16 protein-coding genes, 2 tRNA genes and 3 rRNA genes are annotated in these 24,393 nt (G+C 44.2%); 18 read left to right on the top strand and 3 right to left on the bottom strand.

Features of this window, described 5'->3' with window-relative positions:
* Positions 1–101 precede the first annotated feature (101 nt).
* The 11 genes from DXA54_RS02405 to leuB all read left to right on the top strand — a co-directional run bounded on the left by DXA54_RS02405 (position 102) and on the right by leuB (position 12,286).
* Positions 102–1,630, top strand: a 16S ribosomal RNA gene (locus DXA54_RS02405).
* A gap of 185 nt (positions 1,631–1,815) precedes the next feature.
* Positions 1,816–1,892: transfer RNA gene (locus tag DXA54_RS02400), tRNA-Ile, on the top strand.
* A gap of 70 nt (positions 1,893–1,962) precedes the next feature.
* Positions 1,963–2,036: transfer RNA gene (locus tag DXA54_RS02395), tRNA-Ala, on the top strand.
* A gap of 160 nt (positions 2,037–2,196) precedes the next feature.
* Positions 2,197–5,076 (top strand): 23S ribosomal RNA (locus DXA54_RS02390).
* 77 nt (positions 5,077–5,153) lie between these two features.
* Positions 5,154–5,264 (top strand): 5S ribosomal RNA (gene rrf, locus DXA54_RS02385).
* The 16S, 23S and 5S rRNA genes sit together here with 2 tRNA genes alongside, the layout of an rRNA operon.
* Positions 5,265–5,387: 123 nt before the next feature.
* A complete protein-coding gene (locus DXA54_RS02380; RefSeq protein WP_004307193.1) occupies positions 5,388–5,621 on the top strand; it encodes a hypothetical protein in 234 nt (77 codons plus the stop codon).
* A gap of 403 nt (positions 5,622–6,024) precedes the next feature.
* Positions 6,025–7,521, top strand: coding sequence for a 2-isopropylmalate synthase (locus tag DXA54_RS02375; protein ID WP_004301125.1), 1,497 nt, complete (start codon positions 6,025–6,027; stop codon positions 7,519–7,521).
* Between the two features lie 81 nt (positions 7,522–7,602).
* A complete protein-coding gene (gene leuC / locus DXA54_RS02370) occupies positions 7,603–8,997 on the top strand; it encodes a 3-isopropylmalate dehydratase large subunit (protein ID WP_004301124.1) in 1,395 nt (464 codons plus the stop codon).
* Positions 8,998–9,038: 41 nt separating this feature from the next.
* Positions 9,039–9,635 carry a 3-isopropylmalate dehydratase small subunit gene (gene leuD, locus DXA54_RS02365; protein ID WP_004307192.1) on the top strand — a complete coding sequence of 199 codons (597 nt, stop codon included), beginning with the start codon at positions 9,039–9,041 and terminating at the stop codon, positions 9,633–9,635.
* Positions 9,617–11,164, top strand: coding sequence for an alpha-isopropylmalate synthase regulatory domain-containing protein (locus DXA54_RS02360; RefSeq protein ID WP_008651988.1), 1,548 nt, complete (start codon positions 9,617–9,619; stop codon positions 11,162–11,164). Before leuD ends, DXA54_RS02360 begins: the two co-directional genes overlap by 19 nt.
* A 60-nt stretch (positions 11,165–11,224) precedes the next feature.
* Complete coding sequence (gene leuB / locus DXA54_RS02355; protein ID WP_118219971.1) at positions 11,225–12,286, top strand: 3-isopropylmalate dehydrogenase; 1,062 nt, start codon at positions 11,225–11,227, stop codon at positions 12,284–12,286.
* Between the two features lie 85 nt (positions 12,287–12,371).
* On the opposite strand, the gene DXA54_RS02350 is transcribed toward leuB, so the two are convergent.
* Entirely contained in the window at positions 12,372–13,061 is a 690-nt protein-coding gene (locus DXA54_RS02350) for a phosphatase PAP2 family protein (RefSeq protein ID WP_004301114.1), read from the bottom strand.
* Between the two features lie 96 nt (positions 13,062–13,157).
* Positions 13,158–14,993 (bottom strand): LTA synthase family protein, encoded by a 1,836-nt coding sequence (locus DXA54_RS02345; protein WP_165863212.1) that lies wholly within the window; start codon positions 14,991–14,993, stop codon positions 13,158–13,160.
* A 131-nt stretch (positions 14,994–15,124) separates the two neighbouring features.
* Between DXA54_RS02345 and cysK the strand changes: the two genes are divergently transcribed.
* Both cysK and DXA54_RS02335 read left to right on the top strand, forming a co-directional pair.
* A complete protein-coding gene (cysK, locus tag DXA54_RS02340; RefSeq protein ID WP_008651981.1) occupies positions 15,125–16,075 on the top strand; it encodes a cysteine synthase A in 951 nt (316 codons plus the stop codon).
* A gap of 28 nt (positions 16,076–16,103) precedes the next feature.
* A complete protein-coding gene (locus DXA54_RS02335) occupies positions 16,104–16,922 on the top strand; it encodes a tetratricopeptide repeat protein (RefSeq protein WP_120078907.1) in 819 nt (272 codons plus the stop codon).
* 206 nt (positions 16,923–17,128) lie between these two features.
* Here the strand turns inward: DXA54_RS02335 and recQ are convergent, their stop codons facing one another.
* Positions 17,129–18,937, bottom strand: a complete 1,809-nt coding sequence (gene recQ / locus DXA54_RS02330; protein WP_120078906.1) for a DNA helicase RecQ — start codon at positions 18,935–18,937, stop codon at positions 17,129–17,131.
* Between the two features lie 269 nt (positions 18,938–19,206).
* Between recQ and DXA54_RS02325 the strand changes: the two genes are divergently transcribed.
* The 5 genes from DXA54_RS02325 to DXA54_RS02305 all read left to right on the top strand — a co-directional run bounded on the left by DXA54_RS02325 (position 19,207) and on the right by DXA54_RS02305 (position 24,323).
* Complete coding sequence (locus DXA54_RS02325; RefSeq protein ID WP_004301101.1) at positions 19,207–19,671, top strand: helix-turn-helix domain-containing protein; 465 nt, start codon at positions 19,207–19,209, stop codon at positions 19,669–19,671.
* Between the two features lie 95 nt (positions 19,672–19,766).
* Positions 19,767–21,815 (top strand): dipeptidyl-peptidase 3 family protein, encoded by a 2,049-nt coding sequence (locus DXA54_RS02320; protein WP_165860901.1) that lies wholly within the window; start codon positions 19,767–19,769, stop codon positions 21,813–21,815.
* A gap of 6 nt (positions 21,816–21,821) precedes the next feature.
* A complete protein-coding gene (locus DXA54_RS02315; protein ID WP_074560006.1) occupies positions 21,822–22,484 on the top strand; it encodes a DNA alkylation repair protein in 663 nt (220 codons plus the stop codon).
* Positions 22,485–22,566: 82 nt separating this feature from the next.
* Positions 22,567–23,055 (top strand): Fur family transcriptional regulator, encoded by a 489-nt coding sequence (locus DXA54_RS02310; RefSeq protein ID WP_004327109.1) that lies wholly within the window; start codon positions 22,567–22,569, stop codon positions 23,053–23,055.
* The gene (locus DXA54_RS02305) at positions 23,052–24,323 is read left to right on the top strand and encodes an adenylosuccinate synthase (protein ID WP_004301093.1); all 1,272 of its coding nucleotides are present in this window, start codon (positions 23,052–23,054) and stop codon (positions 24,321–24,323) included. The genes DXA54_RS02310 and DXA54_RS02305 overlap by 4 nt, the downstream gene beginning before the upstream one ends.
* Positions 24,324–24,393 lie beyond the last annotated feature (70 nt).

The raw sequence follows: 24,393 nt of genomic DNA, 5'->3' as shown, positions 1-24,393 counted from the left end.
GATACAGTTAAGACTAATAGGTGTTTGAATAAGGTCAATAAATTTACGGCGTCCTGAACAGAGCAAAAAAGTCATCTTAACCGATGATAAAAAATACTTTTACAATGAAGAGTTTGATCCTGGCTCAGGATGAACGCTAGCTACAGGCTTAACACATGCAAGTCGAGGGGCAGCATTTTAGTTTGCTTGCAAACTGAAGATGGCGACCGGCGCACGGGTGAGTAACACGTATCCAACCTGCCGATAACTCCGGAATAGCCTTTCGAAAGAAAGATTAATACCGGATGGCATACGAATATCGCATGATATTTTTATTAAAGAATTTCGGTTATCGATGGGGATGCGTTCCATTAGTTTGTTGGCGGGGTAACGGCCCACCAAGACTACGATGGATAGGGGTTCTGAGAGGAAGGTCCCCCACATTGGAACTGAGACACGGTCCAAACTCCTACGGGAGGCAGCAGTGAGGAATATTGGTCAATGGGCGAGAGCCTGAACCAGCCAAGTAGCGTGAAGGATGAAGGCTCTATGGGTCGTAAACTTCTTTTATATGGGAATAAAGTTTTCCACGTGTGGAATTTTGTATGTACCATATGAATAAGGATCGGCTAACTCCGTGCCAGCAGCCGCGGTAATACGGAGGATCCGAGCGTTATCCGGATTTATTGGGTTTAAAGGGAGCGTAGGTGGATTGTTAAGTCAGTTGTGAAAGTTTGCGGCTCAACCGTAAAATTGCAGTTGAAACTGGGAGTCTTGAGTACAGTAGAGGTGGGCGGAATTCGTGGTGTAGCGGTGAAATGCTTAGATATCACGAAGAACTCCGATTGCGAAGGCAGCTCACTAGACTGTCACTGACACTGATGCTCGAAAGTGTGGGTATCAAACAGGATTAGATACCCTGGTAGTCCACACAGTAAACGATGAATACTCGCTGTTTGCGATATACAGTAAGCGGCCAAGCGAAAGCATTAAGTATTCCACCTGGGGAGTACGCCGGCAACGGTGAAACTCAAAGGAATTGACGGGGGCCCGCACAAGCGGAGGAACATGTGGTTTAATTCGATGATACGCGAGGAACCTTACCCGGGCTTAAATTGCAACAGAATATATTGGAAACAGTATAGCCGTAAGGCTGTTGTGAAGGTGCTGCATGGTTGTCGTCAGCTCGTGCCGTGAGGTGTCGGCTTAAGTGCCATAACGAGCGCAACCCTTATCTTTAGTTACTAACAGGTCATGCTGAGGACTCTAGAGAGACTGCCGTCGTAAGATGTGAGGAAGGTGGGGATGACGTCAAATCAGCACGGCCCTTACGTCCGGGGCTACACACGTGTTACAATGGGGGGTACAGAAGGCGGCTACCTGGTGACAGGATGCTAATCCCAAAAACCTCTCTCAGTTCGGATCGAAGTCTGCAACCCGACTTCGTGAAGCTGGATTCGCTAGTAATCGCGCATCAGCCATGGCGCGGTGAATACGTTCCCGGGCCTTGTACACACCGCCCGTCAAGCCATGAAAGCCGGGGGTACCTGAAGTACGTAACCGCAAGGAGCGTCCTAGGGTAAAACTGGTAATTGGGGCTAAGTCGTAACAAGGTAGCCGTACCGGAAGGTGCGGCTGGAACACCTCCTTTCTGGAGCGATGCCGTAACTGTCACAAAACGTGGCAGCCACTTAAAGACTTTAAAGGTTCTGTTTTTTGTACTACTGGTACTTGTTTATTTATAACATATAGATCAACCATCTATAGAAGTATAGATAGAGATAAACAAGAGAAAAAAGAAGCCGAGTCTAACATACAGGTAGACAAGGTTGAACTAGTCCTATAGCTCAGTTGGTTAGAGCGCTACACTGATAATGTAGAGGTCGGCAGTTCAACTCTGCCTGGGACTACCAAGCTCAAGAATGAGGAACAGCGAAAGCTAAAAGCTAAAAGCTAAAAAACAAAATTCTTGAATAACCTCTTGGGGGATTAGCTCAGCTGGCTAGAGCATCTGCCTTGCACGCAGAGGGTCAACGGTTCGAATCCGTTATTCTCCACGATCTCTGAAAAAGAGAAACGATCTTTGACATGATGTACAAAAAGTAAAATTTTAGTAAGAGCTAAAAGTATATATCAAACCGTACGTGTTCGAGTACGCAATATTGATAGAAGGAAGCAATTCCACTACCAATACCAGTACGAGAATAAAACGTTTGAAAGAAAGTAAGCAAGGGCGCATGGCGGATGCCTTGGCTCTCGGAGGCGATGAAGGACGTGATAAGCTGCGATAAGCTTCGGGCAGGTGCAAATAACCTTTGATCCGAAGATTTCCGAATGGGACAACCCGTCATTCTGAAGGAATGACATCTTGCATAGCAAGAGGCTAACACAGGGAACTGAAACATCTTAGTACCTGTAGGAAAAGAAAATAATAATGATTCCCCTAGTAGTGGCGAGCGAACGGGGATTAGCCCAAACCAATGTTGTTACGGCAATATTGGGGTTGTAGGACCACGCTCTCGCAAGAAGTTTAGTGAGAAGAACCCTTTGGAAAATGGGACCATAGACGGTGATAGTCCGGTATTCGAAGCTAAATGAAGCGTAGTGGTATCCTGAGTAGCGCGGGACACGAGGAATCTTGCGTGAATCTGCCGGGACCATCCGGTAAGGCTAAATACTCCCGAGAGACCGATAGCGAACCAGTACTGTGAAGGAAAGGTGAAAAGCACTTCGAATAGAAGAGTGAAATAGTCCCTGAAACCGTGCGCCTACAAGCGGTCGGAGCTGCTTCAGCAGTGACGGCGTGCCTTTTGCATAATGAACCTACGAGTTACTTTTTCCGGCAAGGTTAAGGATCTTGAGATCCGCAGCCGAAGCGAAAGCGAGTCTTAAGAGGGCGATTAGTCGGAAGGAGTAGACGCGAAACCAAGTGATCTACCCTTGGTCAGGTTGAAGGTTAGGTAACACTAACTGGAGGACCGAACCGATAAGCGTTGAAAAGCTTCCGGATGAACTGAGGGTGGGGGTGAAAGGCTAATCAAACTTGGAGATAGCTCGTACTCCCCGAAATGCATTTAGGTGCAGCCTTGGGAATTACTACTGTGAGGTAGAGCGACTGATAAGATGCGAGGGCTTCACCGCCTATCAAGTCTTGATAAACTCCGAATGCGCAGTAGTTCGATCCCAGGAGTGAGGGCATGGGTGCTAAGGTCCATGTCCTAAAGGAGAAGAATCCAGACCATCAGCTAAGGTCCCGAAATAATTGCTAAGTTGAACTAACGAAGTCAGATTGCTAAGACAGCTAGGATGTTGGCTTGGAAGCAGCCATTCATTTAAAGAGTGCGTAACAGCTCACTAGTCGAGGAGTTTGGCGTGGATAATAATCGGGCATCAAGCAATTTACCGAAGCTATGGGATCCGTAAGGATCGGTAGGGGAGCATTCCACTCTGCGTCGAAGGTGAAGCGTGAGCTTTGCTGGAGCGTGTGGAAAAGCAAATGTAGGTATAAGTAACGATAAAGGGGGTGAGAAACCCCCTCGCCGAAAGACTAAGGTTTCCTGATCAACGCTAATCGGATCAGGGTTAGTCGGGTCCTAAGGCTCAGCCGAACGGTGAGGCCGATGGCAGAACAGGTTAATATTCCTGTACTACCTTAAGGAGTGACGTGGAGACGGAGGAGTGACAGCGCCGCGGACTGACGGAATAGTCCGTTGAAGGGTGTAGATGTTGATTATCCCAGGCAAATCCGGGATAAGAGTCGAACCTGATAGTATACCAAATTCTTCGGAATAAGGTAATAGTGCGTGTAAGCATACTCCCAAGAAAATCCGCTAAACTTAATCTTTAAGGTACCCGTACCGCAAACGGACACACGTAGTCGGGTTGAATATACTAAGGCGCTTGAGTGATTCACGGTTAAGGAACTAGGCAAATTGACCCTGTAACTTCGGGATAAAGGGTCCCAACGAGAGTTGGGCGCAGAGAATAGGTCCAGGCAACTGTTTAACAAAAACACAGGGCTGTGCCAAATTGAAAGATTACGTATACAGCCTGACACCTGCCCGGTGCTGGAAGGTTAAGAGGAGATGTCATCGCAAGAGAAGCATTGAATTGAAGCCCCAGTAAACGGCGGCCGTAACTATAACGGTCCTAAGGTAGCGAAATTCCTTGTCGGGTAAGTTCCGACCTGCACGAATGGTGTAATGATCTGGACACTGTCTCAACCGTGAGCTCAGTGAAATTGTAGTATCGGTGAAGATGCCGATTACCCGCGATGGGACGAAAAGACCCCGTGAACCTTTACTATAGCTTAACATTGAATTTGGGTAATTGATGTGTAGGATAGGCCGGAGACTTTGAAGCAGGTACGCCAGTATTTGTGGAGTCGCTGTTGAAATACGGCCCTTTGATTATTTGAGTTCTAACTCGTAGATACGAGGACACTGTTTGGTGGGTAGTTTGACTGGGGTGGTCGCCTCCAAAAGTGTAACGGAGGCTTCTAAAGGTGCCCTCAGGACGATTGGTAACCGTCCGTAGAGTGTAATGGCATAAGGGCGCTTGACTGGGAGACAGACAAGTCGATCAGGTAGGAAACTAGAGCATAGTGATCCGGTGTTTCCGTATGGAAGGGACATCGCTCAAAGGATAAAAGGTACTCCGGGGATAACAGGCTGATCCCTCCCAAGAGCTCATATCGACGGAGGGGTTTGGCACCTCGATGTCGGCTCGTCACATCCTGGGGCTGGAGAAGGTCCCAAGGGTTGGGCTGTTCGCCCATTAAAGTGGCACGCGAGCTGGGTTCAGAACGTCGTGAGACAGTTCGGTCTCTATCTATCGTGGGCGTATGAAATTTGCGTGGCTCTGACACTAGTACGAGAGGACCGTGTTGGACTGACCGCTGGTTTACCAGTTGTGCCGCCAGGTGCATTGCTGGGTATCTAAGTCGGGATTGGATAAGTGCTGAAAGCATCTAAGTACGAAGCCAGCCACAAGATTAGATTTCTTAGGGTCGTCAAAGACGATGACGTTGATAGGATGCAGGTGTAAAGGTGGTAACATCAAAGCCGAGCATTACTAATTGCCCGTTCACTTTCTTTCGAACATGTACCGGTTGGGTATATACGTTTAGCTTGCTAGACACTGAAGTTTTACTTTTCATCATGTCATAACCTTATTCAGGTGGTTATAGCACGAGGGTTCCACCTCTTCCCATTCCGAACAGAGAAGTTAAGCCTCGTCACGCCGATGGTACTGCGTAACAGTGGGAGAGTAGGTAGCCGCCGTTTTTTAAGAAGCCCCTTGATTCATTTTGAGTCAAGGGGCTTCTGTCATTTGGTACTTTGCGAAAAAAGTGCTATATTTGCGACCGACAATTATTTTATTAAACGTTTAAAGCAAATTTAAAAGGTATGAAAACTAAATTATTTTTGGCTGCTGTAGCAGTAACATTTTCTTTTGCAATGATGTCTTGTACTGGTAACAAAACTACTAACGCTGCTTCTGAAGGTGAAGAGACAACTGTAGAAACAGTGGAAGCTGTTGTTGAAACTGATTCTTGCTGCCAGGCTAAGGACTCTTGTGCTACTGCTTGCGACAAAAAAGCTGATTGCGCAGAAAAGAAAGAATGTTGCGATAAGAAGTAATCTATTGATTTAGAACAATAAAGAAGGAGAGGGAGAGAATGGTTCAAACATTCTACTCCCTCTTTCTGTTTTAATAAACATATCGCTTTATTCGTGATACATTTTTGCTAATAATCGGCTTTAACTTATGAAATGATATTTTTTTCGATAAAAAAGTAACGTATTATTTGGTGGTAAAGAAATAATCCATACCTTTGCACCGTCAAACTAATAAAAGAGACAAGAAATGAATCAGATGTTTATACATATTCTACTATGCGGTATTATTATTCTACTATCAAAGGTTAGTGGAAGTGAGTGCTGCGCGTAAATGTGTATAAATGAAAATATACGAAAGCCTTTCTCACTTCCAAGTGTGAAAGGCTTTTTTTAATGCTAATAATTATATAATATACATAAGAATATGGACAATAGGTTATTTATTTTTGATACCACTCTTAGAGATGGTGAACAGGTTCCGGGATGCCAGTTGAATACAGTAGAAAAGATTCAGGTAGCAAAGGCATTGGAAGCGTTGGGAGTAGACGTGATTGAAGCCGGATTCCCCATTTCGAGCCCGGGGGATTTTAATTCAGTAATTGAGATTTCAAAAGCGGTGACTTGGCCTACTATCTGTGCTTTGACCCGCGCAGTTCAAAAAGATATTGATGTAGCCGTAGATGCACTGAAATTTGCTAAACATAAACGTATTCACACCGGTATCGGTACTTCTGATTCGCACATTAAATATAAATTCAATTCGAATCGTGAAGAGATTATCGAACGTGCAGTAGCTGCTGTGAAATATGCCCGCCGTTTTGTAGACGATGTGGAATTTTATGCAGAAGACGCAGGCCGTACGGATAACGAATATCTGGCACGTGTGGTAGAAGCTGTCATCAAAGCGGGAGCTACCGTAGTGAATATCCCTGATACAACAGGTTACTGCTTGCCTTCAGAATATGGCGCCAAGATAAAATACTTGGTTGACCATGTAGACGGCATTGATAATGCCATACTTTCTACTCACTGTCATAATGACTTGGGTATGGCTACTGCCAATACGATAGCCGGTGTTTTGAACGGTGCGCGTCAGGTGGAAGTTACCATCAACGGTATTGGCGAACGTGCAGGAAATACTGCTCTCGAAGAAATCGCCATGATTATTAAGAGCCATCACGAAATAGATATTCAAACCAATATCAATACGCAGAAGATTTATCCGACCAGCCGTATGGTATCCAGCCTGATGAATATGCCGGTACAACCCAATAAAGCAATCGTTGGACGTAACGCTTTCGCACACTCTTCAGGTATCCATCAGGATGGCGTATTGAAAAATGTACAGACGTATGAGATTATCGATCCGCATGATGTGGGTATTGATGATAACTCTATCGTATTGACTGCCCGCAGCGGACGTGCTGCATTGAAAAATCGTCTTTCTATATTGGGAGTGAATCTGGATCAGGAAAAACTGGATAAGGTATATGATGAGTTCCTGAAGTTGGCTGATAAGAAGAAAGATATTAATGATGATGATATTTTAGTATTGGCAGGTGCAGACCGTAGCCAGAACCATCGTATCAAACTGGATTACTTGCAGGTGACGAGTGGTGTCGGTGTTCGTTCGGTAGCTAGTTTGGGATTGAATATTGCCGGTGAGAAGTTTGAAGCTTGTGCCAGTGGTAATGGTCCGGTAGATGCTGCCATCAAAGCATTGAAAAAGATTGTAGAACGCCACATGACTCTGAAAGAGTTTACTATTCAGGCTATCAGTAAGGGAAGTGATGATGTAGGTAAAGTGCACATGCAGGTAGAATACGATAACCAGATTTATTATGGTTTTGGTGCCAATACAGATATTATTGCTGCTTCGGTAGAAGCCTACATCGACTGTATTAACAAATTCAAATCGTAAAAAAGAGATTGACAGTCGGTTTGGTATTACAGAGATTGATTGAAAGAGTAAATAGTAATTAGTAAAATAGTAAATAAACAGATGAATACATTATTTGATAAGATATGGGATGCCCACGTGGTGACTACTGTGGAAGATGGCCCTACACAGCTTTATATTGATCGGTTATATTGTCACGAAGTGACTAGTCCGCAGGCTTTTGCGGGATTGCGTGAACGTGGAATCGGAGTATTGCGTCCCGAAAAGGTATTTTGTATGCCCGACCATAATACACCGACACACGATCAGGATAAGGAGATTGAAGATCCGATTTCTAAAACGCAGGTGGACACGCTGACGCAGAATGCGAAGGATTTTGGTCTGACACACTACGGCATGATGCATCCGAAGAATGGTATTATTCATGTGGTAGGTCCCGAACGTGGTTTGACCTTGCCGGGAATGACGATTGTTTGCGGTGACTCTCACACTTCTACTCACGGTGCAATGGGAGCGATTGCTTTCGGTATCGGAACGAGCGAGGTGGAAATGGTGCTGGCTTCACAATGTATTCTCCAGTCGAGACCGAAAACAATGCGTATCACTGTAGACGGTGAACTGGGTAAAGGGGTGACTGCAAAGGATGTGGCTCTGTATATGATGTCTAAGATGACTACCAGTGGTGCTACGGGTTACTTCGTGGAATATGCAGGTTCGGCTATCCGCAATCTGACAATGGAGGGACGTCTTACCCTTTGCAACCTTTCTATTGAAATGGGTGCGCGTGGTGGTATGGTTGCTCCGGATGAAGTGACTTTTGAATATATCAAAGGACGTGAAAGTGCTCCGCAAGGCGAAGCATGGGACAAGGCTTTGGCTTATTGGAAGACATTGAAGAGTGATGATGATGCCGTGTTTGATAAAGAAGTCCGTTTCGAAGCGGCTGATATTGAACCGATGATTACCTACGGAACGAATCCGGGTATGGGTATGGGAATCACACAGCATATTCCTACTATGGAAGGAATGAGTGAAGCTGCACAGGTTTCGTTCAAGAAATCAATGGAGTATATGGGATTCCAACCGGGTGAATCTTTGTTGGGTAAGAAGATTGATTATGTATTCCTTGGTGCTTGTACAAACGGTCGTATTGAAGATTTCCGTGCATTTGCTTCCATCGTGAAAGGTCGTAAGAAAGCGGAGAATGTAATTGCATGGCTGGTTCCGGGTTCATGGATGGTAGACGCACAGATCCGTAAGGAAGGAATCGACAAGATATTGACGGAAGCCGGATTTGCTATCCGTCAGCCGGGATGTTCTGCTTGTCTGGCAATGAACGATGATAAGATTCCTGCCGGAAAGTATTCGGTATCTACCAGCAACCGTAATTTCGAAGGACGTCAGGGCCCCGGTGCACGCACTTTGCTGGCTAGTCCGCTGGTAGCTGCCGCTGCTGCGGTGACAGGTGTGATTACCGATCCGAGAGAGCTGATGTAATTTAACCGTAATTCGTAAATCATTAAATTGTAAATAAGACGATGGCTAAGACAAAATTTAATATAATAACAAGTACTTGTGTACCTCTTCCTTTAGAAAACGTAGATACTGACCAGATCATTCCGGCACGTTTCCTGAAAGCAACCACTCGTGAAGAAAAATTCTTTGGTGATAATCTTTTTCGTGACTGGCGTTATAATGCTGACGGTTCCCTGAACAAGGATTTTGTGTTGAACAATCCTACTTATAGCGGACAGATATTGGTGGCAGGAAAAAACTTCGGTTCGGGTTCCAGCCGTGAACACGCTGCCTGGGCTATTGCAGGATATGGTTTCCGCGTGGTGGTATCCAGTTTCTTTGCCGATATTCATAAGAATAATGAGTTGAACAACTTTGTGCTGCCGGTGGTTGTTACCGAGGAGTTTCTGCAGGAGTTGTTTGATTCGATAGAAGCGGACCCGAAGATGGAAGTGGAAGTGAACCTTCCCGAACAGACCATCACCAACAAGGCGACAGGTAAAAGTGAACATTTCGAAATCAATGCTTACAAGAAACTTTGTTTGATGAACGGATTGGACGATATCGATTTCTTGTTGAGCAATAAAGATAAAATAGAAGAATGGGAAAAGAAGGCGTGAAAATAGAAATCATGGACACAACGCTCCGTGATGGTGAACAAACCAGCGGAGTATCTTTCGTGCCTCATGAGAAACTAATGATCGCCCGTTTACTGTTAGAAGATTTAAAGGTAGACCGGGTGGAGGTTGCTTCGGCGCGTGTGTCGGACGGTGAGTTTGAAGCCGTGAAGATGATTTGCGACTGGGCGGCCCGTCGTAATCTGCTCCATAAAGTGGAAGTGCTCGGCTTTGTTGACGGGCATACTTCTGTCGATTGGATTCAGCGTACCGGTTGTCGCGTGATTAATCTTCTTTGCAAAGGTTCACTGAAGCATTGTACGCAACAACTGAAAAAGACACCGGAAGAACATCTTGCAGATATCATTAATGTGGTGCATTATGCCGACGAACAGGATATAACCGTCAATGTTTATCTGGAAGATTGGAGTAACGGTATCAAGGATTCTCCCGAATATGTATTCCAGTTGATGGATGGATTGCAAGAGACGAGTGTCAAGCGTTATATGTTGCCTGACACGCTGGGTATCTTGAATCCCTTGCAAGTGATAGAGTATATGCGGAAGATGAAGAAACGTTATCCGAATACTCATCTCGATTTCCATGCGCACAATGACTATGATTTGGCAGTGAGCAATGTGCTTGCAGCTGTATTAAGCGGTGTAAAAGGACTGCATACCACCATCAACGGACTGGGCGAACGGGCAGGAAATGCTCCTCTCGCAAGTGTGCAGGCTATCCTGAAAGACCATTTCAATGCGGTGACAAATATCGACGAAAGCCGTTTGAATGATGTCAGCCGGGTAGTGGAGTCTTATTCGGGAATTGTGATACCTGCCAATAAACCGATTGTAGGTGAGAATGTCTTTACGCAAGTGGCCGGAGTGCATGCCGACGGGGATAATAAGAATAATCTCTACTGCAATGATTTGCTTCCCGAACGTTTTGGCCGCAAGCGCGAATATGCATTGGGTAAGACAAGCGGTAAAGCAAATATCCGTAAGAACCTCGAAGATCTCGGATTGGAGCTGGACGAAGATGCTATGCGCAAGGTAACGGAACGCATCATCGAGTTGGGCGACAAGAAAGAACTGGTTACACAGGAAGATTTGCCGTACATTGTTTCGGATGTGTTGAAACATGGAGCAGTGGGTGAGAAGGTTAAACTGAAGAGCTATTTTGTGAATCTGGCTCATGGGTTGAAACCGATGGCAACGTTGAAGATAGAAATCAACGGAAAAGAGTACGAAGAGAGTTCAGGCGGCGATGGTCAGTATGATGCTTTTGTTCGTGCGCTGCGTAAAATATATAAGGTGACATTAGGACGTAAATTCCCGATGTTGACCAATTATGCGGTAACCATCCCTCCCGGTGGACGTACAGATGCATTTGTGCAGACAGTTATCACGTGGAGTTATGATGAGCAGGTGTTCCGTACCCGCGGACTCGATGCCGACCAGACAGAGGCTGCCATCAAGGCTACTATGAAGATGTTGAACCTCATCGAAGATGAATACGAGAAGAGCAAGTGAGAAACAACTTGCCCGAAGAATGTTTTTTATAAGAATATATAAATAGAAGAATAAACGATTATGGATTTTAAAATTGCTGTATTAGCAGGCGACGGCATCGGACCGGAGATCTCTGTGCAAGGTGTAGATGTGATGAGTGCCGTTTGCGAGAAGTTTGGTCACAAAGTAAGTTACGAATATGCAATCTGTGGAGCTGATGCGATTGATAAAGTAGGCGATCCGTTTCCGGAAGCAACTTATCAGGTTTGTAAAGAGGCGGATGCTGTTTTGTTTTCTGCCGTAGGTGATCCGAAATTTGACAATGATCCTACTGCCAAGGTACGTCCGGAACAAGGCTTGCTGGCGATGCGTAAGAAACTGGGACTTTTTGCCAATATCCGTCCGGTACAGACATTCAAATGCCTGATTCACAAATCTCCGTTGCGTGCGGAACTGGTAGAGAACGCCGATTTTATCTGTATCCGTGAGCTGACCGGAGGTATGTATTTCGGTGAAAAGTATCAGGATAATGATAAGGCGTATGATACGAACTATTATACTCGTCCGGAAATCGAACGTATTTTAAAGGTAGCTTTTGAATATGCAATGAAGCGCAGAAAACATCTGACTGTGGTTGATAAGGCAAATGTGCTGGCTTCTTCCCGTCTGTGGCGTCAGATTGCACAGGAAATGGCTCCGAACTATCCGGAAGTGACAACTGACTATATGTTTGTGGACAATGCAGCTATGAAGATGATTCAGGAACCTGCTTTCTTCGATGTGATGGTAACGGAAAATACCTTCGGTGATATTCTGACTGACGAGGGTTCTGTAATCAGTGGTTCTATGGGCTTGCTTCCTTCTGCTTCTACAGGTGAAAGTACTCCGGTATTTGAACCGATTCATGGTTCATGGCCGCAGGCTAAAGGATTGAATATTGCTAATCCGTTGGCACAGATTCTTTCTGTAGCTATGTTGTTCGAGTATTTCGATTGCAAAGAAGAGGGTGCATTGATTCGTAAAGCGGTGGATGCTTCTTTGGATGAGAATGTGCGCACACCGGAGATCCAGGTGGCTGACGGTGCTAAGTACGGAACGAAAGAAGTAGGACAGTGGATTGTTGATTATATCAAGAAAGCTTGATAAACCCGGATAAAAAAGTAAAAGCCTGGCATCGGATAACGGTGTCGGGCTTTTACTTTTTAGTTCGAAATAGTGTTGTTGTGTTCTACCAACTTTTAATAGTGGAGTATAGAACGATACCGAGTATAGTCAGTAATCCTACATAAATAGTGACTGACCATTGTTTTATTTCTTTTCTCTTCGTGCGGGTGGAAGGTTCCAGATAGATGGCTGCTTTGTGGGCGATAGTGCAGAACAACCAACCGCCGAATCCTCCGATAATACCTCCTACGAGTAAATCACCGGGATAATGTACACCCAGATATATACGTGTGTAGCAGTTGAGTATTGCCCAGGTCAGGATGAAAATGCTTAGCCAACGTTTACGGAACAGGAATATGACAAACATGGCAAGACCTAATGAATTGGCGGCATGGCACGATGGGAAACCGTAGCTTCCTCCGCGGTAACCATTTACGATATATACTAGATCTACAATCGGGTTCTCCGGATTGGCGGGACGCAGACGTGCTACTACCGGACGAATGATGCTGCTGCACATCTGGTCGGCAAAGGTGATAGTCAGTGCAATGGCAGCCACGTAGCACATTACTACTTTCCAGTGGAAGTTTTTTAATAAAATATACAATATAGTGGCATACATGGGAATCCAGATGAATTTACCCGTGAAAGAACTCATGAAATAATCCCAGAAAGGGGAATGTATACCATTGAAAGACAAGAAGATATTTGTATCTATCTCCGAAAGATATTGGACAATTCCGGTGTGTATCATCAGGCTTTATTGATCTATTTTTAATGTCGCAAATATACAATAAAGAATAGAAAATTGTCCTATATTACTTTATAAATATTCAATATAACTCATTTCCTAGCGTTTCGCCAGGTCGTCGTAGAGCTTCTGCAGGAACGCTTTTCCTTTTTCCAGGTTGGCTCCTTTGGCAGTACCTTCGTCCAGTTGCACAGTATTGGCATCGAGGTTATATACCAATTGATTATCGGCGGTAATCATTCCGAAATAATTCGGCCGGGTAAAGTATGCGAAATGAGGTGACGCCGGATTCATGATATTTTTGCTGAAAGTAAATTCATCATGCGGCAATCCTAGTTGAGCGAGCAGGGTAGCGGCGATGTCTATTTGTGAAGCATAAGTATCTACAACCAAGGGTTGTTTTATTGCACCTCCAATTAAAATCAGTGGAATGGTTTGGCCGTCCAGCGGATTTTCTATTGGATACGGATATGCACCCTGATGATCGGGAACGAGTACAAACAGTGTATTTTTCCATAGCGGTGTCTCTTGATACTGTTTCACGAAATCTCCCACGCAACTATCGGCATAGGCAAAAGAATTGAGGATTTTGTCATCCAGTCTGTGGAACGGGACTTCGAATGGTTCGTGGCTGCTTGATGTCTGTACAAGTTTCAGAAACGGTTCTTTTTGTTTTTCTTCTTTCAGGTCTTTCATCAGGCGTTGGAATAAGACGTGATCCTGTGCTCCCCATTTTCCTGTACGTTCGGACAGAGGAAAATCTTTATCGGAAATAATCTTCTCGATGCCGGAAGATACCAGGTAAGAGCGCATATTGGTAAAATCGGCATCTCCACCATAGTAATATTCCAGATTATATCCTGCGTTTTTCAAGCTGCGGGGGATAGAAGGAAGTTTGTCCGTCTTTTCGGGATATTTCATGATGCTGGTGCTTGGCTGTCCGGGATATCCGCTGATAATGGATGCCAGTCCGCGGTCTGTACGGAAACTGCTACCGTAGAAGTTGCTGAATAGTATGCCTTCCTTTGCGAATTTATCCATGTTGACAGCCACATTAGGTTGTCCTCCGAAAGTTTCCATCAAGTGTGTGGAGAAACTCTCAAGGATAATAAAAATAATGTTCGGACGTTGTGTATTCAATAATTGGGGGATGCTGTCTGTTGCTGCGACAGGTTTGTCTACCATCTCTGCAAATAATTCGTCGGCTATTTTCGGGTCCATGAAGCGATATTGCTTATCGAAATTATTCTGGTGGGTGGCGGAATACATGAAGCTGAATGCCGGATTGATAGCTGCATGATTCATGCGTTGGTCCTGACTGAAATACACCTTGCTCAAATTCATGGTGGATACGCTGAATCCGCCCCGGATAGGGATGAAGAGTGCCGCTGTCAGCAAAAGGAGCGCAAGCGAGACATTCTGACGTCGATAAGGTATTTTCAGGGCCTTTTTCTCCCGGATAAGGACGTAATAGAAAATGAAGTATAAAATTGCTGCATAGATCAGCATTGATAAGATTCCCAATAGTACAAACCAAAAGCTGACGCTTGCCATAGCATCTTTGGGGGAAGAGAAGAAATAGAAAACGGGGGTGGCATCCAGACGGAATCCCCAAAAGCCGTATAATCCCAGGTCGATGATAAAAATGCAGGCCATGACAAAGGCGATTACCCCGAAGTATCCTTGCCGGATGCGGCGGAGTATGGATGAATTGGTCCAGGCGGAGGCGATGAGCAGTAAGCCGGGGATAGCGGTCAGGTAGCCTGCGAGAGATAAATCCAGAGGCAATCCGTGCCACATGACGCGGAAGTAGTCACCTAAAGATACATTGGTATATAAGTCATGGTAGTAAACCATGAAGATTGGTTTCTGAAGAACGAATAAAAGAACAAATAAAAAATAGGTCGTGAGAAATTGTATGATTCTCTTTTTCATATCTGTAAACTTAAAAAGATTGAACGGATACAAAGTTACTATACTTTTCCTTATCTTTCTCATGAAGTGATATAAAACATACCTTTTTTTCCATATCTTTGTCGTGTCTGTGACAAAAATAAAGTAATAAGATGGCAAAGATTGCAAGGAAACTAACAGATTTAGTGGGGAATACCCCTTTGATGGAACTTTCCGGTTATAGCGGAAAGTACGGTCTGGAACAAAATATTATTGCCAAATTGGAGGCTTTTAATCCGGCGGGAAGTGTAAAAGACAGGGTGGCTCTTTCGATGATTGAAGATGCCGAAGTTCGGGGATTATTGAAACCCGGTGCGACGATTATTGAGCCGACAAGCGGAAATACAGGTGTCGGGTTGGCAATGGTAGCCACTATTAAAGGGTATCATTTGATATTGACCATGCCTGAAACAATGAGCCTGGAACGGCGGAATCTGTTGAAAGCGCTGGGTGCGCAGATTGTATTGACAGACGGGGTAGGAGGGATGGCAGCTTCTATTGCCAAGGCGCAGGAGTTGCGTGATAGTATTCCCGGTTCGGTGATCTTACAACAATTTGAGAATCCGGCTAATGCGGCTGTTCATGAGCGGACGACAGGTGAAGAGATCTGGCGGGATACAGACGGTGAAGTGGCTGTTTTTGTGGCCGGAGTGGGCACCGGAGGAACGGTTTGCGGTGTAGCCCGTGCTTTAAAGAAACATAATCCGGATATTTATATTGTGGCGGTAGAACCGGCGTCGTCTCCTGTATTGGCAGGAGGAGAGGCGGCTCCGCATCGTATTCAGGGTATCGGAGCAAATTTTATTCCCAAACTTTATGATGCTTCTGTGGTAGATGAGGTGATGGGTGTACCCGATGATGAAGCGATTCGTGCGGGACGTGAGTTAGCGTCGACGGAAGGTCTGCTGGCGGGAATTTCTTCGGGAGCAGCTGTGTATGCTGCCCGTCAACTGTCACTGCGTCCGGAATTTAAGAACAAAAAAATAGTAGCGTTGTTACCTGATACGGGAGAGCGTTATTTGTCGACCGAACTGTTTGCTTTTGACGCATATCCATTGGATTAATTCATTCATTATAAAAAAGACCTGAACCATGGTAAGAATAATTATAGCTTTGCTTTTTTGTTTTCCGGCTGTTGCCTTTGCACAAACTTATCAGCAATTGTCCGAGAGAGCCATTGAATGTATTGAGAAAGACAGTCTTCCCAAAGCAGAGGAACTTTTGCTTCAGGCTTTGAAGCTGGAACCGAAGAATGCCAAAAATGCGTTGCTTTTTTCTAACCTGGGATTGGTACAGCGTCGCTTGGGTGAGTTTGATAAAGCGCTGGAGTCTTATTCTTTTGCACTGAATTTTGCTCCTTTGGCAGTTCCTATTTTACTCGACCGTGCCGCTATTTATATGGAAATGGGAAAAACGGACCGTGCTTATACCGATTATTGTCAGGTGCTTGATGAGGATAAGCAGAACAAGGAAGCTTTGTTGATGCGTGCCTATATTTATGTGCTCCGCCGGGATTATCCGGCTGCGAGAATCGATTATAATCGTTTGCTGGAACTGGATCCGCAGAGTTATAGCGGTCGTCTGGGATTGGCTACTCTGGAGCAGAAAGAAGGAAAATTTCGGGAATCTCTTGAAATTCTGAATAAGATGATTACGGCTACTCCTGACGATGCGACGCTTTATATTGCCCGTGCCGACGTGGAACGTGAAATGAAGCATGAAGATCTGGCATTGGTTGATTTGGAGGAAGCGATCCGGTTGGATGCTGCCTCGGCTGATGCTTATCTGCTGCGTGGGAATATCTACCTGACACAGAAGAAAAAAGGATTGGCAAAAGCCGACTTTGAAAAAGCCATTTCATTGGGAGTGCCTCCGGCTGATTTGCACGAACAGCTTAAGCAATGTAAGTGAAGTTATAAATAAAGTAACTTTATCTTTCCGGTTTACATAAGTTAGGGTCTTTTATTACAGGCATTAGTTCGTTCCACCTATGTTTCCCTTTCGTTCTACCTTTGTGGAACGAAAGGGAAACATAGGTGGAACGAAAAGATAACCCGGGTGGAACGAATAATCATTAGTCAGGTGACTCGTTAATGCATACTATTAAAGAATTTCTTTTATTCTACGAACTGTCTAATCAGATTTACGAAATCCTTTCCATATTTCTTTTTCTTGTGCTCTCCGATACCGCTGATTTCTCCAAACTCTTCGATAGTGGTGGGACGTGAGATGCAAAGCAGATGCAAAACTTTATCTGACAAGACGATATAGGCAGGCAAAGCTTCCTGATCGGCAAGCTGTTTTCTTAATCCTCGCAATGCTTCGAACAAATCTTGGCTTTCGCCGCCTGCTGCACCGAAGGGGAGTTCTTTGGCGATAACCACTTTTTTCTTTTTTCCTTTTCGGGTAACTGCTTCCTCATGTTGGATAACTACCAATGCCGCTTGTGTCCTTCCGAAGAGAACATTGCTTCCGCTTGACGTTATCTTAAGATGATTGTTCTCATTATAAGCTATTTCAAAGTAGCCGAGTTGCAACATCTGAAGCAGATAGTCTTGCCAGTCACGAGGAGGAATATCGCGTCCGGCACCGAACGTTTTAAGTTCCTGATAACCTTTTCCGGTAACTTCAGCAGAATAGTTTCCATGGAGAATATCAATCAACAGTCCTATGCTGATTTGCTGTTCCGTACGTGCGATGGCACTTAATGCTTTTTGCACGATGACCGTACCGTCAAATCGTTGAGGTGGATTTTTACAAACATCGCAGTTACCGCAATCCTCTGTTGTTGTCTCTCCGAAGTAGCTTAATAAGATTCTACGCCGGCAAATGTCAGCCTCTGCATATTGCTGCATACGTTGAAGCTTTTCCAGATTGATGTTTTGCTGATTACTTTCCGAAGCGAATTTGGTTAGTAATATTAAATCTCCTAATGAATAAAACAGAACAGTGTCGCTAGGAAGACCGTCGCGTCCGGCACGTCCTATTTCCTGATAAAAACTTTCTATACTTTTAGGCAGGTTATAATGTATGACCCAGCGGACATTTGATTTATCAATCCCCATTCCAAAAGCAATGGTGGCACATACTACCTGTATGCGGTCGTTAATGAAATCATTCTGTGTTTCGTCCCGGTGTTGGGTGGATAATCCGGCATGATAGACACCGCAGCGAATACCCTGCTTTTGCAACATCTGTGCGACGGTTTCTGTCTTATTTCGGCTCATGCAATAAATAATCCCGCTTTCTCCCCCGTGGCGGTGAATAAATTCTAAGATAGCCTTGTTCTTCTCTTTCGCTTGAAAACCACGTTTCACAGTCAGGCTAATGTTGGGACGGTCGAAAGATGAGATAAAGATGCGGGGATGGTTGAGATGTAATTGCCGTACAATGTCTTCGCGTGTGATTTTATCCGCAGTAGCAGTTAGTGCGACAATCGGTATTTGCGGAAATTGTTGGTGAAGCACTCCCATTTGTGTGTATTCCGGACGGAAGTCATGTCCCCATTGTGAAATACAATGCGCTTCATCAATAGCAAACAGAGAGATGTTCATATCCCGCAACAAATAATCCTTTTCTGCTAAAAGTTTTTCCGGTGAAATGTAAAGCAGCTTCAGGCGTCCTTCAACACATGCGCGACGCAGTTGGACGTTTTCCGTTTCGTCATTACTGCTGTTCAGTGCTCCGGCAGCGATGCCATTTGCCAGCAATGCTTCTACCTGATCTTTCATCAATGAGATAAGTGGGGAAACGACAACGGCAGTACCTTCGCAAAGCAATGCAGGGAGTTGGTAGCAGATTGATTTTCCCCCACCAGTAGGCATTAATACCAATGCATCCTGTTTGTTCAGGATGTGGCGGATGATTTCTTCTTGCAGAGGACGGAAACTATCGTATCCGAAATATGTCTTTAGAGTTTCTCTCATTGATGCTGATTTATCCATGCTGCAAAGGTACATTTTTCTTTGGCAATTTTCATTATGTGTAGATTTCAGTTTCTGATATGAATTATAAATAAGTTAAAGTTTCTTATTATTCAACCCTATTCCCTCTTTTTCAAGGTTTTTGATTGTTTATTTAGAAAAAAAATGCACAAAATAATTGTGTGTTTAAAAAAAAAGTAAGACATTTGTAACATGTTATGTTGCAAATGAGCAATAATTAACAAATGAACAAACCCTAACCAGTTAATTCAATGAGTGATTTAGAGAACAAAAAAACGGAAGAAACTCCGAAAAAACGTCCCTACAATTTGAGGGAAAAGAAAGAAAAAAAGGCTGCATACAGGTCTTTGATTAGACCGGAATTGGCAGACGAGTTGTATGACAAGATCCTGAATATCATCGTTGTACAGAAGAAGTACAAGGATCCTGATTATTCAGCTAAGGACTTGGCGAAAGAATTGAAAACGAATACTCGTTACCTTTCTGCAGTAGTAAACTCACGCTTTGGCATGAACTATTCTTGCCTGTTGAATGAATACAGAGTAAAAGATGCTTTGCATTTATTGACTGACAAACGTTATGCCGACAAAAATGTGGAAGAAATTAGTGCCATGGTTGGCTTTGCAAATCGTCAATCTTTTTACGCTGCATTTTACAAAAACGTAGGTGAGACTCCTAATGGATATCGCAAAAAACATCTCGAAAATAAGAAATAATTGCGCGTTCCGAAACTAGTCAAAAGGAATTACCTCTAAATGAAAGATTTTGGAGATAATTCCTTTTCTCATTTTAATTAATCAATACTAACATTATGAGAAAACATCTGATTTTAATGACAGTGGCCGCCACGCTCTTAACATCGTGCGGAGGAAGTAAAACAACAACTGCTGAAGCAGAAAAATTTGATTATACAGTGGAACAATTTGCTGATTTACAAATATTGCGTTATAAGGTTCCCGGATTTGAGGAACTGACGCTGAAACAGAAGGAACTGATTTATTACCTGACAGAGGCTGCTCTGGAAGGAAGGGATATTCTGTTTGACCAGAATGGAAAATATAATTTGAGAATCCGTAGGATGCTCGAAGCAGTATATACAAACTATCAGGGGGATAAAACGACGCCTGATTTTAAAAACATGGAGGTGTACTTGAAAAGGGTATGGTTCTCCAATGGTATTCATCATCACTATGGTACGGAGAAATTTGTGCCGAACTTCTCACAGGGATTCTTGAAACAGGCCGTGCTCGGTCTGGATGCCAAGTTGCTTCCGCTGGAGAAAGGGCAGACTGCCGATCAACTCTGTGCCGAGCTGTTCCCGGTGATTTTCGATCCGGCAGTTATGCCGAAGCGGGTAAACCAGGCGGATGGCGAAGATCTTGTGTTGACTTCTGCTTGTAACTATTATGACGGAGTGACGCAGAAAGAGGCAGAACGTTTTTATAGTGATATGAAAGACCCGAAAGACGAAACACCGGTTTCTTACGGACTGAACAGTCGCTTGGTAAAAGAAAACGGAAAGTTGACAGAGAAGGTTTGGAAAGTAGGCGGACTCTATACACAGGCTATTGAGAAGATTGTTTATTGGCTGAAGAAAGCGGAAGGTGTGGCAGAGAATGAGGCGCAAAAGGCCGTTATCACCAAGCTGATTCAATTCTATGAAACAGGCAATCTGAAAGATTTCGATGAATATGCTATTCTTTGGGTGAAAGACTTGGATTCACGAATAGATTTTGTGAATGGATTTACTGAAAGTTACGGCGACCCGCTGGGGATGAAAGCGAGTTGGGAATCTTTGGTGAACTTCAAAGATCTGGAATCGACACATCGTACGGAGATTATCAGCAGTAACGCGCAATGGTTTGAAGATCATTCTCCGGTTGATAAATCTTTCAAGAAAGAAAAGGTGAAAGGGGTATCGGCTAAAGTGATTACTGCTGCTATCCTTGCAGGTGATCTTTATCCGGCAACAGCTATCGGTATCAATCTGCCGAATGCTAACTGGATTCGTGCTCATCACGGCTCTAAGTCAGTAACAATCGGAAATATAACAGACGCTTATAATAAAGCCGCTCACGGAAACGGATTCAACGAAGAATTTGTTTATAGCGATGCTGAAATACAACTGATTGATGCCTATTCTGACTTAACGGACGAGCTGCATACGGACTTGCACGAATGTTTGGGACACGGTTCCGGTAAGTTGCTTCCGGGCGTAGATCCGGATGCATTGAAGGCTTATGGCTCTACCATCGAAGAGGCACGTGCTGATTTATTCGGATTGTATTATGTAGCCGATCCGAAGCTGGTGGAACTGGGATTGCTCTCTTCTCCCGATGCTTATAAGGCTCAATACTATACTTATCTGATGAACGGGTTGATGACACAACTGGTACGTATCGAACCGGGAAATAGTGTTGAAGAAGCTCACATGCGCAATCGCCAGCTGATAGCCCGTTGGGTATTTGAAAAAGGAGCTGCCGATAAAGCGGTGGAACTGGTGAAGAAAGACGGAAAGACTTATGTGGTTATCAATGACTATCAGAAGGTACGTCAGCTTTTCGGCGAATTATTAGCTGAAATTCAGCGCATCAAGTCGACTGGCGATTTTGAAGGTGCTCGTACATTGGTAGAAAACTATGCGGTAAAAGTGGATCCGGCTCTGCATGCAGAAGTTCTGGAACGCTATAAGAAGCTGAATCTAGCTCCTTACAAAGGCTTTGTGAATCCGAAATACGAACTGGTGACAGATGAAAACGGAACTGTTACAGATGTCACAGTTTCCTATGATGAAGGTTATGTAGAACAAATGCTGCGTTACAGCACTGATTATTCTCCGCTGCCTTCAATAAACAACTGATTTGAAATGGATATAAAAGAACAATTAAAAGATATCAAGACACAGCTCCGTCTCTCTATGAACGGGGCTGTGTCCCAAAGTATGCGTGAGAAAGGGCTGGTTTATAAACTCAATTTCGGAGTGGAACTGCCTCGTATCAAGATGATTGCCGAAAGTTATGAGAAGAATCATGACCTGGCACAGGCTCTGTGGAAAGAGGACATTCGCGAATGTAAAATTCTGGCGGGGATGCTTCAGCCGATTGAAACGTTTTATCCTGAGATAGCCGACATTTGGGTAGAAAATATCCGGAATATCGAAATAGCCGAGCTGACTTGCATGAATCTCTTCCAGCATTTGCCGTATGCTCCGGCCAAATCTTTTCACTGGATTGCAGATGAGCAAGAGTATATACAGACTTGCGGTTTTCTGACTGCTGCCCGTCTTCTGATGAAGAAAGGGGATATGACCGAACGCGCCTCCGGCGAATTACTCGATCAGGCAATCTGTGCTGTACATTCCAACAGTTATCATGTTCGTAACGCTGCTTTATTGGTTATCCGCAAATATATGCAGCATAGTGAAGAACATGCCTTTCAAGTATGCCGTCTGGTGGAGGGAATGGCTGATTCTACCTTGGAAGGGGAGCAGATGCTCTACAACATGGTGAAAGAAGAGACTGAAGAATAATTAACCCATTACTTATTTCTAGGAATTTCTTTTGCTTTCCGCAAAAAAGGCTTAACTTTGTTCGCGCTAATTTTGGCTGATGATGGAAACTCAAAACGTGAAAGATACAGTAAGGCAGATATTCACGGAATATCTCACGGCGAACGGGCATCGTAAGACTCCTGAACGCTACGCCATACTCGATACTATTTATTCTATCGACGGTCATTTCGATATTGACATGCTTTATTCACGGATGATGGACCAGGAGAATTTCCGGGTGAGCCGTGCAACTCTCTACAACACCATTATCCTCCTTATCAATGCACGACTGGTCATTAAGCATCAGTTTGGCACTTCTTCCCAATACGAAAAATCATATAATCGCGAGACACATCATCATCAGATATGTACTCAATGTGGTAGAGTGACCGAGTTTCAGAACGAGGAATTACAGCATGCCATTGAAAATACGAAATTGAGCCGCTTCCAGCTTTCGCATTACTCCTTATATATATATGGAGTATGTAGTAAGTGCGACAGAGCTAACAAACGGAAAAAAGTAAATAACAACAATAAAAAAGAAAAATGAAAGTAGATGTTCTATTAGGATTACAATGGGGCGACGAAGGTAAAGGAAAAGTAGTCGACGTTTTAACACCTAAGTATGATGTGGTTGCTCGTTTTCAGGGCGGCCCGAATGCCGGTCACACGCTTGAGTTCGAAGGACAGAAATATGTGCTCCGCTCTATTCCTTCCGGTATTTTTCAAGGAAACAAGGTAAACATCATCGGTAACGGTGTGGTACTTGATCCGGCATTGTTTAAGGCAGAGGCAGAAGCGCTTGAAGCATCAGGTCATCCGCTGAAAGAACGTTTGCACATTTCAAAGAAAGCTCATCTGATTCTTCCGACACACCGCATTCTGGATGCTGCCTATGAAGCAGCCAAAGGAGACGCCAAAGTAGGAACTACCGGCAAGGGTATCGGCCCTACTTATACGGATAAAGTGAGCCGTAACGGTGTTCGTGTAGGTGATATTCTTCATAATTTCGACCAGAAGTATGCTGCCGCAAAAGCTCGTCACGAACAAATTCTGAAGAGCCTGAATTATGAATACGATCTTACTGAACTGGAAAAAGCATGGTTGGAAGGTATCGAATACCTGAAACAATTCCATTTTGTAGATAGCGAACATGAAGTGAATAATCTGTTGAAAGATGGTAAGAGCGTTCTTTGTGAAGGAGCGCAGGGTACTATGCTTGATATTGATTTCGGTTCATATCCGTTCGTGACTTCTTCCAATACCGTATGTGCGGGAGCCTGCACCGGACTGGGAGTGGCGCCTAACCGTATCGGTGAAGTATATGGTATCTTCAAAGCATACTGTACTCGTGTAGGAGCAGGCCCGTTCCCATCAGAACTGTTTGATGAAACAGGTGACAAGATGTGTACTTTGGGACATGAATTCGGTTCTGTTACCGGACGTAAACGTCGTTGTGGATGGATCGACCTGGTAGCGCTGAAGTATTCCGTTATGATAAACGGGGTTACCAAATTGATTATGATGAAGAGCGATGTACTCGATACTTTCGAAACAATCAAAGCTTGTGTTGCCTACAAAGTGAATGGTGAAGAAATCGATTATTTCCCGTATGACATCACAGAAGGGGTAGAACCTGTTTATGCAGAGCTTCCGGGCTGGCAGACAGATATGACCAAGATGCAGAGCGAAGATGAATTCCCGGAAGAGTTCAACGCTTATCTGACTTTCCTGGAAGAACAACTTGGCGTAGAAATCAAGATTGTTTCTGTAGGACCGGACAGAGCACAGACGATCGAACGTTATACAGAAGAATAACCATTGATTTATTATATGGAGGAAAGGCGGAGATTGAAGAAAAACTCCGCCTTTTTTATTCAAGCCTTTG

Source organism: Bacteroides sp. OF03-11BH (assembly GCF_003604005.1).
GTDB lineage: Bacteria > Bacteroidota > Bacteroidia > Bacteroidales > Bacteroidaceae > Bacteroides > Bacteroides ovatus.
The sequence above is the reverse complement of the archived record's forward strand: the minus strand, read 5'-3'. Positions and strand labels throughout refer to the sequence as shown.